Source organism: Rhodobacter sp. P2_H5 (assembly GCF_056403335.1).
In genome coordinates this window covers 62,545-77,621 of sequence record NZ_JBFUFS010000018.1, presented here as the reverse complement: position 1 = coordinate 77,621, position 15,077 = coordinate 62,545, and the positions used below count along the sequence as shown (strand labels likewise).

At 66.9% G+C, this 15,077-nt stretch carries 14 protein-coding genes; 5 read left to right on the top strand and 9 right to left on the bottom strand.

What is annotated here, in order from left to right; translation table 11 throughout:
• Positions 1-210: transposase domain-containing protein (locus tag AC1DVR_RS19405; protein WP_478002260.1), on the top strand; the 210-nt coding region annotated here is incomplete at its 5' end.
• Between the two features lie 284 nt (positions 211-494).
• On the opposite strand, the gene AC1DVR_RS19400 is transcribed toward AC1DVR_RS19405, so the two are convergent.
• From AC1DVR_RS19400 to AC1DVR_RS19365, 8 genes are all read right to left on the bottom strand, one after another.
• Positions 495-1,505 carry a GDP-mannose 4,6-dehydratase gene (locus AC1DVR_RS19400; protein ID WP_478002259.1) on the bottom strand — a complete coding sequence of 337 codons (1,011 nt, stop codon included), beginning with the start codon at positions 1,503-1,505 and terminating at the stop codon, positions 495-497.
• 67 nt (positions 1,506-1,572) lie between these two features.
• Entirely contained in the window at positions 1,573-2,448 is an 876-nt protein-coding gene (locus AC1DVR_RS19395; protein ID WP_478002258.1) for a hypothetical protein, read from the bottom strand.
• Positions 2,449-2,504: 56 nt separating this feature from the next.
• Positions 2,505-3,014 (bottom strand): ribosome maturation factor RimM, encoded by a 510-nt coding sequence (gene rimM / locus AC1DVR_RS19390; RefSeq protein WP_478002257.1) that lies wholly within the window; start codon positions 3,012-3,014, stop codon positions 2,505-2,507.
• A 1-nt stretch (position 3,015) separates the two neighbouring features.
• Positions 3,016-3,648, bottom strand: coding sequence for a 5,6-dimethylbenzimidazole synthase (gene bluB, locus AC1DVR_RS19385; RefSeq protein WP_478002256.1), 633 nt, complete (start codon positions 3,646-3,648; stop codon positions 3,016-3,018).
• A gap of 8 nt (positions 3,649-3,656) precedes the next feature.
• The gene (gene rpsP / locus AC1DVR_RS19380; RefSeq protein ID WP_478002255.1) at positions 3,657-4,010 is read right to left on the bottom strand and encodes a 30S ribosomal protein S16; all 354 of its coding nucleotides are present in this window, start codon (positions 4,008-4,010) and stop codon (positions 3,657-3,659) included.
• Between the two features lie 61 nt (positions 4,011-4,071).
• Complete coding sequence (locus tag AC1DVR_RS19375; RefSeq protein WP_478002254.1) at positions 4,072-4,389, bottom strand: chorismate mutase; 318 nt, start codon at positions 4,387-4,389, stop codon at positions 4,072-4,074.
• A gap of 34 nt (positions 4,390-4,423) precedes the next feature.
• A complete protein-coding gene (gene ffh / locus AC1DVR_RS19370; RefSeq protein ID WP_478002253.1) occupies positions 4,424-5,938 on the bottom strand; it encodes a signal recognition particle protein in 1,515 nt (504 codons plus the stop codon).
• A 199-nt stretch (positions 5,939-6,137) separates the two neighbouring features.
• On the bottom strand, positions 6,138-6,488 hold the full coding sequence (locus AC1DVR_RS19365; RefSeq protein WP_478002252.1) for a hypothetical protein: 351 nt from the start codon (positions 6,486-6,488) through the stop codon (positions 6,138-6,140).
• Between the two features lie 169 nt (positions 6,489-6,657).
• Between AC1DVR_RS19365 and AC1DVR_RS19360 the strand changes: the two genes are divergently transcribed.
• Entirely contained in the window at positions 6,658-7,560 is a 903-nt protein-coding gene (locus AC1DVR_RS19360; RefSeq protein ID WP_478002251.1) for a LysR family transcriptional regulator, read from the top strand.
• Positions 7,561-7,703: 143 nt separating this feature from the next.
• On the opposite strand, the gene AC1DVR_RS19355 is transcribed toward AC1DVR_RS19360, so the two are convergent.
• Positions 7,704-10,688, bottom strand: coding sequence for an error-prone DNA polymerase (locus tag AC1DVR_RS19355; RefSeq protein ID WP_478002250.1), 2,985 nt, complete (start codon positions 10,686-10,688; stop codon positions 7,704-7,706).
• 263 nt (positions 10,689-10,951) lie between these two features.
• Between AC1DVR_RS19355 and rnr the strand changes: the two genes are divergently transcribed.
• From rnr to AC1DVR_RS19340, 3 genes are all read left to right on the top strand, one after another.
• On the top strand, positions 10,952-13,198 hold the full coding sequence (gene rnr, locus AC1DVR_RS19350; protein ID WP_478002249.1) for a ribonuclease R: 2,247 nt from the start codon (positions 10,952-10,954) through the stop codon (positions 13,196-13,198).
• A 197-nt stretch (positions 13,199-13,395) separates the two neighbouring features.
• A complete protein-coding gene (locus AC1DVR_RS19345) occupies positions 13,396-13,722 on the top strand; it encodes a low affinity iron permease family protein (RefSeq protein WP_478002248.1) in 327 nt (108 codons plus the stop codon).
• Between the two features lie 42 nt (positions 13,723-13,764).
• Entirely contained in the window at positions 13,765-15,003 is a 1,239-nt protein-coding gene (locus tag AC1DVR_RS19340; protein WP_478002247.1) for a lytic murein transglycosylase, read from the top strand.
• Positions 15,004-15,077: the final 74 nt, after the last annotated feature.

Sequence of the window (15,077 nt, the reverse complement as noted above, 5' to 3'; positions counted from 1 at the left end):
ATCACCCTCAATCGAAAAAACGCGCTCTTCGCCGGTCACGACGAAGGCGGCATCGCCTGGGGCCGCATCGCCTCACTGATCGAAACCTGCAAGATCAACGGCATCGAGCCCTTCGCCTATCTCAAGACTACCCTGACAGCCATCGCCAACGGCCATCCGCAAAGCCGCCTCGACGAGCTGCTCCCATGGAACTTCAAGCCGTCAAGCTAAGCTGATCGTGCTGTCCAGCCACCGCTTACGTCGCACCACCCCTTCGCCCGGAATCAAGGCGCGATAGCGCCGCCGGGCCGCGCCCGACCTCCCCCCGGGAGGGCGCGTTTGCAGCGGTGCCAGCAGGACTTCGGGGGGAGTGCTTGAACCATAAAGCGCCTAGAACCAGCCTTGGCGCGCCCACCCGAGGTCGGGCGCGGCCCTCTGGGGTGTTTGGGGCAAGGCGCGTCGGCGCGGCTTTTTGCGCTCGTCCCGAGGTCGGGCGCGGCCCTCTGTTCGGGCTGTCAGACGCCGTAGTATTCCCGGTACCAGGCCACGAAGGCCGCAATCCCGTCTTTCACGTCGGTCTGGGGGGCGTAGCCGGTGAGGTTGCGCAAGAGGCTCGCGTCGGCCCAGGTGGCGTGGACGTCGCCTTTTTGCATGTCCATGTAATTGCGCTGGGCTTTGCGGCCGGTGGCCTCCTCGATCGCGTCGACGAAATCCAGAAGCTTCACCTTGTCGGAATTGCCGATGTTGACCACGCGCCAGGGGGCGGCGGGGGAGAGGCTGTCGCCTTCGATCGGCTCGGCGGTACCGGGCATCGGCGGGGGCGCGTCGATCAAGAGGCGGATGCCCCGCACCAAGTCGGTGACATAGGTGAAATCGCGGTACATCTCGCCGTGGTTGTAGATGTCGATCGGGCGGTCGTTCAGGATCGCGTCGACGAATTTATAAAGCGCCATGTCGGGGCGGCCCCAGGGGCCATAGACGGTGAAGAAGCGGAACATCGTGGTCGGGATATGCCAGAGATGGGCATAGGCATGGCCCATCGACTCGGTGGCCTTCTTGGTCGCGGCATAGATGGTCAGCTGGGTGTCGGCCTTGTCATTCTCCGAAAACGGCATCGCCTCGTTCGCGCCATAGACCGAGGAGGTCGAGGCCATCATCAGGTGTTCGACCTTCAGCCGCCGGGCGACCTCCATCACGTTGAAGGTGCCGATGACATTGGCGTCGAGATAGGCGCGCGGATTGTCGAGCGAGTAGCGCACCCCGGCCTGGGCCGCGAGGTGGACGATGATCTGCGGCTGGAAGGCGTCCGCCACGGCGTCGAGCGTGTCGCGGTCCTCCAGCAGGGCCTCGGTGGCGGAGAAGTGGGGGTGTTGCAGCAGGAGCTGGTGGCGGCGCTGTTTCAGGCGGACGTCGTAGTAATCCGACATGCCGTCATAGCCCTGGACCTGAAACCCCTCGGCCAGCAGCAGCCGGGCGAGGTGGAAGCCGATGAAACCTGCGGTGCCAGTGACCAGAACCTTGCGCATGAGACCCTCCGATGGACTGGCTTCTGCTTGGCCGATTGTCGCAGGCTTGGCAAGCGCCGGGCGGGGATCAGGCGGGTGGGAGCGGCGTGCTTTGCACCAGCAGGTCTGCGAGATGGGCGAGGGCGGCGCGGGCCTCGGCGGGGAGCGTGGGGGCGGTCAGTGCGGTGGGGTCCGGGAAATCGGGCGCAAGCTGCGGCGTGGCCTGGATCAGGCGGGTGCTGCGGGTGGCAAAAAGGCTGAGAAGCCCGGCGTCCTGGCCCAAAAGCGCAAAGACCTCCGCAGGATAGGCGCTGCCCGACAAAAGCTCGGCCACGGACGGGTCGGTGGCATGGACGACCAGCGCCTTCAGCCCTGCGCGGGTGAAGCGGGGGTGGCGGGCGGTTTCCTGCAGGGTGCGGCGCAGGGCCAGCGCGTCCAGCCCGATGGCGGAGAGCCGGGCCTGCAGGTCGGCCTCGCCCACGTCATCGGGCAGGGCGAGGATCTGGGCCAGCAGGCTTTGCGCCAGATCCTCCGCCGGAGGGGGGGCGGCCTGCGGGGGCGAGGGGTGCAGCGGGTCGCGGCCGGTCACCGTCTCGGTCTGGTCAGGGTTCCAGACCATCCGCGACAGGGGGATGGACAGGAAGGACAGGGCGGCGGGCAGGTAAAGCGGCACGAGGCCTTGCAGGTCCAGCAGGCGGCCGATGCCACGGCCGATGCCGAAGCTGGCGCAGACCAGCAGGATCTGGGTGGCGATCAGGGCCATGAGCGCCACCACAGCCTCGGGGCGGGCGATGTCGCCGGGGTGGGAGGGCCAGAGATGCGGGCGCATCACCATGCTCCACAGCACGAAGATCGCGGTGAAAAGCGGCACCATGTCCCAGCCCTGCCCCGACAGCCCGGCCAGCAGGGGGCCGAGGTAAAGAAGGGCCGTCGCGGCCTGAAGCAGGCGAAAGCGGTCGGTCATCGGGGCCTCCGGCACGGGTCTGGTGCCATGGCGGCATCTGACCCGAGGGGCGGGCGCTAGTCCAGACCTTCCGGCGGGTCGGCGACGATGCGGCCGGCGGCGAGATCGACGGTCGGGATCACGGCCAGGGTGAAGGGCAGCAGGAGGTCGGTGCCCGCGCCGGAAATCTCCAGCAGGTCGCCGGCGCCGTGGTTGTGGACAGCGCGGACCGAGCCCAGAAGCTTGCCACCGGGGTCGCGGACCTCAAGCCCTATCAGGTCGGCGTGGTAGAATTCGTCATCGGGCAGGCGCGGCAGGCGCTTGCGGTCGACGTAGAGGGTCACGCCCTTCAGCGCGTCGGCCTCTTCCTTGGTGGTGATCCCGGTCAGGCGCGCGCCCAGACCGCCGGCGACCGGGCGGGTCAGCTTCAGCTTGAACTGGCGGGTGCCATCCTCGGACCAGAGCGGGCCATAAGAGGCGATGTCTTCGGGATCGGTGCAGAAGCTTTTCAGCCGCACTTCGCCTTGCACGCCGAAGGCACCGGCGATCGCTCCGACGCAGACGCGGTCAGGGGCAGGTTCGGACATGTCAGCGGCTTTCCATGATCAGATGTGAGGCGCGGGTTTCCCAGCCGAGCTTTTCCAGTTCGGGGGTCGTGTCAATGGTCTCGGGCCAGCCAATGCAGAGATAGCCGACCAGCGACCAGCCCTCGGGCACCGCGAGATCGCGGGCCAGCTGATCGGGGTCGAGGATCGAGACCCAGCCAAGGCCCAGCCCCTCGGCCCGGGCGGTCAGCCACATGAGCGTGATGGCGCCCACCACCGAATAGGCGCGGGTTTCCGGCATGGTTCCGGCGCCGAGGCCCGAGCCCTTGTCGGAGCTTTCGTCGCAAAAGACCGCCAGATGCACCGGGGCCTCGCGCATGCCGGACAGTTTCAGTCCGGCGTAAAGCTTGGCCTTTTCGCCGCCATAGCCGGACAGGGCCGCGGCATTGGCTGCGGCAAAATTCATCGTGGCGGCGGTGCGGGCTTCAGGGCTTTCGACTCGCAGGATGCGCCAGGGTTCAGAGAGGCCCACCGAAGGGGCCAGACAGAAGGCGTGAAGGCAGCGATCCAGGACCGCTGCCTCCACCGGATCTGTGCGGAAGCGGCGCACGTCGCGCCGCCACAGCATCAGGTCCTGCAACTCCGCACGAAATTCGGCGGTGTATCTGCCTTGCATGGCAAGGATTACTCGGCAGCCGGAGCTTCGGCAGCAGCGGCCTTCTTCTTGGCGCGCTCGGCCATGGCTTTGCCCGGGACGCCAGCCTTGGCGTTGTTGCGGACGGTCTTCGGCAGGACGCCGGCGGCTTCCAGGAAGCGCGCGACGCGGTCGGTCGGCTGTGCGCCCTTGGCGAGCCAGGCCTTGATCTTGTCGAGGTCCATCTTGATGCGGTTTTCGTTGTCTTTCGCCAGCATCGGGTCATAGGTGCCGAGCTTTTCGAGGAAGCGGCCGTCGCGCGGCATGCGCGAGTCGGAGGCGACGATCGAATAGTGCGGGCGCTTCTTGGAACCGCCACGGGCGAGACGGATTTTCATGGACATCGTGTTTCTCCTTGAGATGTCGTGAGGCAGGATGGGCAGATCGCCCCTCCTGCATTTGGGGTTATTTCTGGAAGGTTTCGTGGTGCCTGATGACTTCGGAAATGATGAAGGTCAGGAATTTCTTGGCAAATTCGGGGTCGAGGTCGGCTTCGGCGGAGAGCCGCTCCAGCCGTTCGATCTGGCGCGCCTCGCGTTTGGGGTCGGAGGGCGGCAGGGCGTGTTCGGCCTTGAGCTTGCCCACGGCCTGGGTGTGCTTGAAGCGTTCGGCCAGCGTATAGACCAAGATCGCATCGAGCCGGTCGATCGAGGCGCGGTGGTCCTTCAGCACCTCGGCGGCGCGGATCGCGGCATCGGTGGCGGCATTATCGTCAGGGGGCATCACTTCACCTGAGCTGCGGTTGCGGTTGGACGGGTCATTTCTTCTTGAACATCCCCGAAAGCCCCGAGGGCAGGCCGGACATGCCGCCAAGCCCGCGCGGCAGACCACCAAGGCCGCCCATGCCAGACTTCATCGCCTTGGCGGCGGCTTCCAGCTGGGCGGGGTCCATGTTCTTCAGATCCGGCATGCCGGCACCGGCGCCGCCGCCTTTGCCCATCATCTGAGCGATGGCCTGCTTCATCATGCCGCCCTTGCCCATCTTCTTCATCATGTCGGCCATCTGCTTGTGCTGTTTCAAAAGCTTGTTCAGCTCTGAAACCTCCATCCCGGCGCCCGCAGCGATGCGCTTCTTGCGCGAGGCTTGCAGCATGTCGGGATTGGCGCGCTCTTTCTTGGTCATCGACTGGATCAGCGCGATCTGGCGTTTCAGCATCTTGTCGTCAAAGCCGGCCTTCTCGGCCGCCTTGGCCATGCCGCCCATGCCGGGCAGCATCCCCATGATCGACTGCATGCCGCCCATCTTCAGCATCTGTTCCAGCTGCATCTTCAGGTCGTTCATGTTGAACAGACCCTTCTGGAAACGGCGGGCCATGCGTTCGGATTGCTCGGCTTCGAAGGTCTCGCGCGCCTTTTCGACCAGGGCCACGATGTCGCCCATGCCGAGGATGCGGCCCGCGACCCGTTCGGGGTCGAAGGTTTCCAAGGCGTCCATCTTCTCGCCCAGACCGACGAAGCGGATCGGCTTGCCGGTCACCGCGCGCATCGACAGGGCAGCACCGCCGCGCCCGTCGCCGTCCATCCGGGTCAGGACGACGCCCGAGATGCCGACCTTGTCGTTGAACTCGGTCGCGACATTGACCGCGTCCTGCCCGGTCAGACCATCGACCACCAGCAGCGTCTCGCGCGGGTCGGCGATGTCACGCACGGACTGGATTTCGTCCATCAGCACTTCGTCGATGTGCAGGCGGCCGGCGGTATCAAGGAACAAGACGTCATAGCCGCCCATCGCGGCTTGCGTCTTGGCGCGCTTGGCGATCTGGACGGCGCTTTCACCCTTCACGATCGGCAGGCTGTCGACGCCGATCTGACCGGCGAGGATCGCCAGCTGCTCCATCGCAGCCGGGCGGTTGGTGTCAAGCGAGGCGAGCAGGATGCGCTTGTTGTTGCGCTCTTTCAGCCGCTTGGCGAGCTTGGCGGTGGTGGTGGTCTTGCCCGAGCCCTGCAGACCGACCATCAGGATGGTCGACGGCGGGTTGTCGATCTTCAGCGCATCGGCGGCACCGTCGCCGGCCAGAACCGCGATCAGCTCGTCATGGACGATCTTGACGACTTGCTGGCCCGGGGTGACCGATTTGGTAACCGCCTGGCCCGTGGCGCGAACCCGCACCGCCTTGATGAAATCGCGCGCCACGGCGAGCGAGACGTCAGCCTCCAGCAAAGCAGTGCGGACTTCGCGCAGCGCCGCGTCGACATCCGCCTCGGACAGGGCGCCCGCCTTGGTCAGACGGTCGAAGACGCCACCAAGGCGTTCTGACAGGCTTTCAAACATGGCGCTCTCCTAAGACAGATGCCCCCGGTGAGGGGCGGCGACGGGGTTTCCGAAGGCAAAATAGGGCACGACACCCGTGGGCGCAACGCGCTGACGGATGGCGATCCCGGCATAAGCCAAGGGACCGGAAGCTGTGGCCTCCGGGGAATTCAAGTCGGCTGATAGGCGCAGGCGGGCGTGGAGTCAAGCAGGCAAGGGTCTAGCGCCGCAGATCGGCCTTGTGCTGCTGCAGGATCAGGCCCGCCAGCGCGGCAATGGCCATGGCAGGCGGGGCACTGTCCAGGCCGAGCACGGAAAGATGCGCCAAAGTGGCTGCCACGCCGGCCAGCAGGGCGAGCGCCGCGCCGTATCCGATGCGACCCGGCACCATCAACAGGATGGCAGCGGCGATCTGCTCGAGGCCGGCGGGATACTGCATCCAGCCGACGGCGCCAAGCTCGGCAAGGCGGTGGCCCATCCGGTCAAAGCCGGTCAGCACCGCAATGCCGGCGGCCAGCATCACCAGCGCCAATGCCGCCCTGACCAGCCGTGAACTTCCGATCCTGCGCATGTGGCCTCTTCTTCGGTGCCCGCCATCTAGGACGGGTGCCGCGGGTTTCGCAATGGCCTGGCGTGATGGTCCGGCGCGGCGTCTGCCTCCCGGGGGCGGGACAAAGCCCCTTGCTCCTTTCCGCGCTGTCGGGCCAAATGGCAGGGCAGCTGTTCAGGAATGCACAGAAATGATGGTTGATACCTGGGATGAGATTCGCACCGCCTATCAGGTGGCCCGCCTCGGCACTGTGTCGGGGGCGGCGGAAGTGCTGGGCGTGCACCATGCCACGGTGATCCGCCACATCGACGCCCTGGAAAAGCGGCTCGGCACCAAGCTGTTCCAGCGCCACGCCCGCGGCTATGCGGCAACCGAGGCGGGGCGCGACCTTTTGACCACGGCCCAGCGGACCGAGGAACAGTTCGGCCAGCTGGTCAGCCGGATCAAGGGCCAGGGCGAGACGGTGACGGGCGAGCTGGTCGTCACCTCGATCTCCGGCATCGCGCATATCCTGACCCCGGTCTTCGCCAAGTTCCAGCAGGATTACCCCGGTGTCTCGATCCGGTTCTTTTCCGACATGCGGCTGTTCCGCCTCGATTACGGCGAGGCGCATGTGGCGATCCGCGCCGGTGCGGCGCCCGAGGACCCCGATTACGTCGTCCAGCCGCTGGTGCAGATCCCGACGGCGCTTTACGCCTCCAGGGCCTATGTGGCCGCCCATGGCCGCCCCGAAGGCCCGCAGGATTTCGCCGGCCACCGCTTCATCGGCCCGGTCGACCCCGACAACCGCGCCCCCTTCAATCGCTGGCTGCGCGAGAACGTGCCGCCCGAGGCGATCACCTACCGGATCAGCGAGCCCGAGGCGAATGGCGTCGCGGTGCGGGCTGGCCTTGGCATGGGCTTTTTGTCGCTGCGCGAGGCCGAGGGCGATGACGATCTGGTGGAGATCCTGCCCTCCTCGCCCGATTGGGGCTCGGCGCTGTGGATCGTGACCCATGTCGATCTGCACCGTACGCTGAAGGTGCAGAGCTTTCTGGCCGAGTTGAAACGCGCCGCGGCGGGCTGGACCTGCGGCGCAGACCACAAGGCCTGACTGCGGCGCTTGCCTGCCTCCCGATCCAATTGCGCGCCTGCGGCGCATTCCTTTGATCTCGCCTCTGGCCTGCGGCCAACCGGCTCGGGTTTACGCCTCCGGCGGGAGTATTTGGGCAAAGCGCAAAGGGGCTTCATCCAGATCTAAATATCCATGGCAACCTTGTCGCGGGCGGAGGCTCTGACCTTTTGCACCGTCTTGTCCGCGGTCCATGGCAATGCCGGGCGCGGGGCCTCGATGGCCCCGGGGCCGGCGCCCTGCGGCGTGAAGAAACGGCGCAACAGGTCCATCGGGTGGCGGCGCAGGGTCAGGCGCAGCGCGAGGTAATCTTCCACCACGGCCTCGCCCTCGCTCATGGCGCGAAAGCTGACGGCGGGTTCGATGATGCCTTCGCCGTCCATGTCGCCGGCGAAAAGCGGCAGGGGTTTGCTGCCCGCCAGGACCCGCGCGGCCCAGAGCGCGTCGCGGCGCGCCAGGCCCAGTTCGGCGAAGACATCCGCCTCAGCCAGCCGGGTTGCGGTGGCCGGCGTGATGCCTGCGCGGCGCCAGACATCCTCGACCGCCTGGTAGCCATTGCCGCGCGCGGCGGTGATCCAGAGCGATTCCTCCTCGCCCATCCCGTTGATCTGGCGAAAGCCGAGGCGGAGCGCCAGGCCGCCGGTGCTGGGCTCGTCGGTCTCCTCCATCACATTGTCCCATTGGCTGGCGTTGATCGAGGGCGGCAGGACCAGCACGCCATGTTCGCGCGCATCGCGCACGATCTGGGCCGGGGCGTAAAAGCCCATCGGCTGGGCGTTCAGCAGCGCGCAGGCAAAGATGCCCGGGTGGTGATATTTGACCCAGGCCGAGGCATAGACCAGCAGGGCAAAGCTCGCCGCGTGGCTTTCGGGAAAGCCGTAGGAGCCGAAGCCCTCGATCTGGGCAAAGCAGCGGGCGGCGAAATCGGCCTCGTAGCCGTTGGCGGCCATGCCGTCGAGGAAACGGTCGTGGAACTCGCTGACCGATCCATGCTTCTTGAAGGTGGCGAGGGACCTCCGCAGCCGGTCGGCCTCGGTGGGCGTGAAGCCTGCGCCGATGATGGCGATCTGCATCGCCTGTTCCTGAAACAAGGGCACGCCGAGGGTCTTGCCCAAGACCCGGCCCAGGGCGTCGGAGGGGAAGGTCACCACCTCCTGTCCGTTGCGCCGGCGCAGATAGGGATGGACCATGTCGCCCTGGATCGGGCCGGGGCGGATGATGGCGACCTGGATCACCAGATCGTAAAAGCTGCGCGGCCGCATCCGGGGCAGGAAGTTCATCTGCGCCCGGCTTTCGACCTGAAAGATGCCCAAGCTGTCGGCCTTGCAGAGCATGTCATAGACCGCCGGGTCCTCGGGCGGCAGGGTGGCGAGGGTGTAGGCCGCGTTGTGGTGTTTCGCGAGCAGGCCAAAGGCCTTGCGGATGCAGCTGAGCATGCCCAGCGCCAGGATATCCACCTTGAGGATGCCCAGCGTGTCGATGTCGTCCTTGTCCCAGCAGATGACGGTGCGGTCCGCCATCGTGGCATTCTCGATCGGCACCAGTTCGTCCAGCCGGCCCTCGGTGATGATGAAACCGCCGACATGCTGGGAAAGGTGCCTTGGGAAGCCCTGGATCTCCTCGATGAGCGAAAGGGTCAGCTGCAGGCGGCGGTCGGTGGGATCAAGCCCGATCTCGGCGAGGCGCTGTTCGTTCATGGTCTTGGAGGAGCCGAAGCCCCAGATCTGGCTCGACATGGCCGAGAGAGTGTCTTCGGTCAGGCCCATCGCACGGCCCACCTCGCGGATGGCGCGTTTGCCGCGGTAGTGGATGACGGTGGCGCAAAGCCCGGCGCGGTGGCGGCCGTATTTCTGGTAGATGTGCTGGATCACCTCCTCGCGCCGTTCGTGTTCGAAGTCGACGTCGATGTCGGGCGGTTCGTTGCGCGCTTCGGAGACGAAGCGTTCGAAGACCATGGTGCCGATCTCGGGCGAGACCGAGGTGACGCCGAGGGCATAGCAGGTGATCGAATTGGCCGCCGAGCCGCGGCCCTGGCAGAGGATGCCACGCTCGCGGGCGAAGGCCACGATGTCGTGGACGGTCAGGAAATAGGGCTCGTAGCGCAGCTTGGCGATCAGGGCCAGTTCGTGGGCCATCTGGGCGCGGGCCTTGTCCGGCACGCCTGCGGGATAGCGCCAGTGCAGGCCCGCCTCGGCCAGACGGGCCAGACGGGCGGCGGGGGTTTCGCCATTCGCGACCTCGGACGGGTATTCGTAGCGCAACTCGTCGAGCGAGAAGCGCAGGGTGGCGGCGAGGGTGCCGGCGCGGTGGACGGCATCTTCGAAGCCGGGAAAGAGGCGGAGCATCTCGGCCTCCGAGCGCAGGCGGTTTTCGCCATGCGGGGCGGCGTCGAGGCCGAGCGCGTCGATCCGCCGGCCGAGCCGGATGGCCGAGAGGACATCGGCCAGCTTGCGCCGCGCGCCGTGGTGCATGAGGGGCTGGGCCGAGGCGACGGTGGGGATCTTCAGCCGCCGGGCCAAGGCGGTCAGCCGGGCGAAGCGCGGGCCGTCCTGGCCATCATATCCCGGGGCCAGCATCAGGTGGCAGGCATCGGGAAAGCGGCGCGTCAGCCTGTGCGCCTGTGTCACCCAGACGCCCGCGCCGCCCCGCACCGGGGTCTCGGGTTTTGCCGTTTCCGGTTGACCCGTCTCGGAATGTCCCGTCTCTGTTGGCGCCATTTCGGGATGGAGGAGGAGCGCCAGCCCCTCGCCCCAGTCCAGCAGGTCCTGCAGGGTCAGGTGGCATTCGCCCTTGGGCGCCCGTATGCGCCCCGCGGTCAGGAGGCGGCAAAGCCGGCCCCAGCCGGCGCGGTCCCGCGGCAGGGCGGTCAGGGTGAAGCCGCCTTGCAGCACGATCCGCGCCGCCGGGATCAGCCGGACCTGCGGCCCGCCGTCCCGCGCCAGCTCGCGCGCCTTGGTATGGGCGCGCACGATCCCCGCGACCGAGTTCAGATCGCCAATCGCGATCGCATCAAACCCCAGTTCGGCGGCGCGCAGAACATACTCCTCCGGGTGGGAGGCCCCGGTGAGGAAGGTGAAGTTGGACATGGCGCTGAGTTCGACAAAGGGCATGGGGTACCGTGAACAATAAGAGAACATCTTAGAGCATCCCGGTCGGACTCGCCAATGAGTCGTTTTTGGCGGCCGCGCGCCCCCGCCCGGCCGCCGGGGGTTTTCCACCCCCGGACCCCCGGAGAGTATTTGGACAAAGCGCAAGGGAAAGAGGGTGCCTTGCCTTTGCGCTTTGCCCAAATACTCCCGCCGGAGGCGCAGGCCGGGGCAGGGCGCCGCCTTCCGGCTTTTCGCGCATCGCGCATCGTGCTAGGGGCTAGGGCATGAATCCTATTCCCACCAAAGACCAGATCCGCCAATGGATCCTTGATAATCCCACCCTCGTGGCCAAGCGCGACATCGCCAAGGCCTTCGGGATCAAGGGCGACGCCCGCATCGACCTCAAACGCCTGCTGAAGGAGCTGGAGGAAGAGGGCACCGTCACCCGCACCGCCCGGCGCTATCATGAGGCGGATGCCTTGCCGCCCGTTGCCGTGCTGGAGGTGCTGGCGCCCGACAGCAATGGCGATCTGTTCGCGCGGCCTTTGGAGGCCGGGGTGCCGACCGATGGGCCGCGCATCCTGATCGTGGCGCAGAAGGGCGATCCGGCGCTGGGGGCGGGCGCCAAGATTCTGGCGCGGCTGGTCAAGGTCGAGGCCGAGGATCATGGCTATGAGGCGCGACTGATCCGCGCTTTGGGCGGCAATCCGGCCAAGGTGCTGGGGATCTTCCGTCTGGGGGCCGAGGGCGGCCGCATTCTGCCCATCGACAAGGGCGCCGACAAGGAATGGCGGGTGGCGCGGGATGCGACGCTGGACGCCCGCGACGGCGAGCTGGTCGAGGCGGAGCTGGTCGGCAAGCGCCAGCTTGGCCTGCCGCATGCCCGGATCACCGCCCGGCTGGGCGACCCTTCCGGGCCGCGCGCGGTTTCCCTGATTGCCATTCACCAGCACGGCATTCCCGACGCCTTCCCCGATGCCGTGATCGCCGAGGCCGATGCCATGGTCGCAGCCCCGATGGGCGCGCGCGAGGATCTGCGCGATCTGAACCTGCTGACCATCGACCCGCCCGATGCCCGCGACCGCGACGATGCGGTCTGCGCCGAGCCCGACACCGACCCCGCCAATCCGGGCGGCTTTGTTCTCTGGGTCGCCATCGCCGATGTGGCGCATTACGTCACGCCCAATTCGGCGCTTGACCGCGAGGCGAGGAAGCGCGGCAATTCCAGCTACTTCCCCGACCGGGTGGTGCCGATGCTGCCCGATGTGCTGTCTGGCGACCTCTGCTCCTTGCATGAACATGTCGACCGCGCCTGTATCTCTGTCCGCATGGTGATCGACGCTGCGGGCCACAAGCTGCGCCATGCCTTCACCCGCGGGTTGATGCGGTCCAAGGGGGCCCTGTCCTATGCCCAGGTGCAGGCGGCGCAGGATGGCCAGCCCGACGAAGCCACCGCCGCCCTGCTTGACGTGATCCACCCGCTTTACGGCGCTTACGAGGCGCTCAAACGCGCCCGCACCGCGCGCCAGCCGCTGGAACTCGACCTGCCCGAACGCAAGATCGTGCTGGGCGAGGATGGCAAGGTTACCTCGGTCTCCTTCGCCGAACGCTTCGATGCCCACAAGCTGATCGAGGAATTCATGGTGCTGGCCAATGTGGCCGCCGCCGAAGAACTGATCCGCCTGAAGCGCCCGCTTCTGTTCCGCGTCCACGAGGAACCCAGCCCGCAAAAGCTGGATGCCCTGCGCGAAGTGGCTGAGGCTTCGGGCTTCACGCTGGCCAAGGGCCAGGTCCTGAAGACCGCGCATCTGAACCGGCTGCTGTCGCAGGCCGAGGATACCGAGTTCGACGAGCTGATGAACATCTCCACCCTGCGCTCGATGACGCAGGCTTATTACAGCCCGGACAATTTCGGCCACTTTGGTCTGGCCCTGCGCAACTACGCGCATTTCACCTCGCCGATCCGGCGCTATTCCGACCTGATCGTGCACCGGGCGCTGATCTCGGCGCATGGCTGGGGCAAGGATGGGCTGTCGCCCTGGGATATCGAGAACCTGGAAGAGACGGCCAAGCTGATATCCGACACCGAGCGGCGCTCGATGGCGGCGGAGCGCGATACCACCGACCGCTACCTTGCGGCCTATCTCAGCGACCGGGTGGGTGCCGAGTTCTCGGGCCGGATTTCCGGCGTGCAGAAGTTCGGCCTGTTCGTGAAGCTGGACGAGACCCAGGCCGATGGTCTGGTGCCGATCCGCTCCATCGGGCGCGAGTTCTACCATTACGACGAGACGAGCCAGACCCTGACCGGGTCGGACTCGGGCCAGGTCATCGGCCTCGGCCAGCGCGTGCTGGTGCGGCTGACGGAAGCCACGCCGGTCACCGGCGGCCTGACGCTGGAGCTTCTCTCGATCGAAGGCGGGGCGATCAAGGCGGCGAGTGCCAAGACCGGGCGCTACAGCCCGCGCAAGCCGGTGGGCTTCAAGGCCAAGCGCGATGCGATCAAGCGCAAGGTGACCCGCAAGCCGCGCTGAGGGTTGATAAAATCGTGACTTGCCTGACGGGCCGGCTGGGGATATCTCCGCGTTTGCGGAACGTGATTCCGTATCACATGGATCTTGTCCTCATGCCAACCCTCAGTCGATTGACCGTGCCGTCAGGGCGCTAGACAGGGTTCGCTTGTGATCCTTGCCTGGCCGCTTCTGGTGGCCGGTCGCAAGGAGATACGACAATGAAAGCTTTCTTCAAAAGCCGCTTCGAACTGCTGTCCGAGTGGATTTCGGTGGCACTTGGCCGGCCGGCCGCCTTTCTGGGCGCGCTGGGCGTCGTGCTCGTCTGGGCCATCAGCGGGCCGCTGTTTGGCTATTCCGACACCTGGCAGCTGGTGATCAACACCGGCACCACGATCACCACCTTCCTCATGGTCTTCCTGCTGCAGAACACCGGCAACCGGACGATTTCCGAACTGCAGGACCACCTGCACCGGCTGGAGCGGCAGAATGCCGAGATCCTGTCCCTGCTGCGCGACACCCCGGCAGAGCTGCGCCGGGTGGCCTGAAGCGGCCTTGTGCTGCGCCGGGGCCTTTGCCACAAAGACCGCATGGGGCAGGGGTTTGCGACAGGGCTGGTGCTGGGGATGCTCGCTTGTGCGGGCGCCCCGGCGCTGGCCGAACCGCCGACGCGCCCGGCGTTGCACGCAAGGCAGGAGATTTCGGTGGCAACTGGCGATGTGACGGCATGGATCGCGGCCTTCCGGCCCCGGGCCCTTGCGGCGGGGATCTCGGAGGCCACGCTGGACGCGGCCCTGACCGGGGTCTCCTTGCGCGAAGATGTGGTCGAGAAAGACCGCAACCAGACCGAATTCACCCGCACCATCTGGGATTACCTCGACAAGGCGGTCTCCGACGACCGGATCGCGGCCGGGCAGAAGGCGCTGAAAAAGCGCAAGGCGCTCTTGGACAAGATCGAGGCGCAGTATGGCGTGGACCGTCAGATCCTGCTGGCGGTCTGGGGCTTGGAAAGCAGCTATGGCGTGAACCGGGGCGATATTCCGACCGTGGCGGCGCTGGTGACTTTGGCATCGGCGACCCGCCGCAGCGCCTATTTCGAGCGCGAGCTTCTGGCAGCACTCCGCATCCTGCAGGAGGGCGACGTGGCGCCTGCGGCGATGCTGGGCAGCTGGGCGGGGGCGATGGGGCATACGCAGTTCATGCCCTCAAGCTACCTCGCCCTGGCGGTGGATTTCGACGGCGACGGGCGGCGCGACATCTGGGATGACGATCCCGGCGATGCCTTGGCCTCCACCGCCGCTTATCTCGCCCGCTACGGCTGGCAGAAGGGCGAGCCCTGGGGGGTGGAGGTCACGCTGCCGGAGGGCTTCGACACGCTTCTGGCGGGCGAGAGGATCCACCATTCCGCCGCTGAATGGCAGGCCATGGGCGTGGCGCGGGCCGGTGGTGGCGCCTTGCCCGATTGCGGCCCCGCCTCGGTGCTTCTGCCCGGCGGCGCGCGCGGGGCGGCCTTCCTGATCTGCCCGAACTTCCATGTGATCGAGCATTACAACCCCGCCGACGCCTATGTCATCGCCGTGGGGCATCTCGGCGACCGGATAATGGGCGCTGGGCCGATCCTTGCCGCCTGGCCCCGCGATCTGCGCGCCCTGACATTGGAGGAGCGCGTGGCGCTGCAACACCGCCTGACCCTCGCGGGCTTTGACGCGGGCGGGGCGGATGGCCGCATCGGCCCCCTGACCCAATCCGCCATCCGCGCCTTTCAAACCTCGGTCGGCATCACGCCGGACGGCTATGCCAGCATGGACGTGCTGAACCGCCTGCCGTGACCTCTTGGCCTGCGGCCGCCGGAGCCGGGGGACTTCGCGTCCCCCGGGCCCCCTGCGGAGTATTGCTGCAGAGG

Coding starts and splice junctions, on each gene's coding strand:
- bluB (WP_478002256.1), bottom strand. CDS start 3,648: ATGCAAGGCAGATACACCGCCGAATTTCGTGCGGAGTTGCAGGACCTG.
- AC1DVR_RS19340 (WP_478002247.1), top strand. CDS start 13,765: ATGGGGCAGGGGTTTGCGACAGGGCTGGTGCTGGGGATGCTCGCTTGT.
- ffh (WP_478002253.1), bottom strand. CDS start 5,938: ATGTTTGAAAGCCTGTCAGAACGCCTTGGTGGCGTCTTCGACCGTCTG.
- rnr (WP_478002249.1), top strand. CDS start 10,952: ATGAATCCTATTCCCACCAAAGACCAGATCCGCCAATGGATCCTTGAT.
- rimM (WP_478002257.1), bottom strand. CDS start 3,014: ATGTCCGAACCTGCCCCTGACCGCGTCTGCGTCGGAGCGATCGCCGGT.
- AC1DVR_RS19395 (WP_478002258.1), bottom strand. CDS start 2,448: ATGACCGACCGCTTTCGCCTGCTTCAGGCCGCGACGGCCCTTCTTTAC.
- AC1DVR_RS19375 (WP_478002254.1), bottom strand. CDS start 4,389: ATGCCCCCTGACGATAATGCCGCCACCGATGCCGCGATCCGCGCCGCC.
- AC1DVR_RS19400 (WP_478002259.1), bottom strand. CDS start 1,505: ATGCGCAAGGTTCTGGTCACTGGCACCGCAGGTTTCATCGGCTTCCAC.
- AC1DVR_RS19360 (WP_478002251.1), top strand. CDS start 6,658: ATGATGGTTGATACCTGGGATGAGATTCGCACCGCCTATCAGGTGGCC.
- AC1DVR_RS19345 (WP_478002248.1), top strand. CDS start 13,396: ATGAAAGCTTTCTTCAAAAGCCGCTTCGAACTGCTGTCCGAGTGGATT.
- rpsP (WP_478002255.1), bottom strand. CDS start 4,010: ATGTCCATGAAAATCCGTCTCGCCCGTGGCGGTTCCAAGAAGCGCCCG.
- AC1DVR_RS19355 (WP_478002250.1), bottom strand. CDS start 10,688: ATGCCCTTTGTCGAACTCAGCGCCATGTCCAACTTCACCTTCCTCACC.
- AC1DVR_RS19365 (WP_478002252.1), bottom strand. CDS start 6,488: ATGCGCAGGATCGGAAGTTCACGGCTGGTCAGGGCGGCATTGGCGCTG.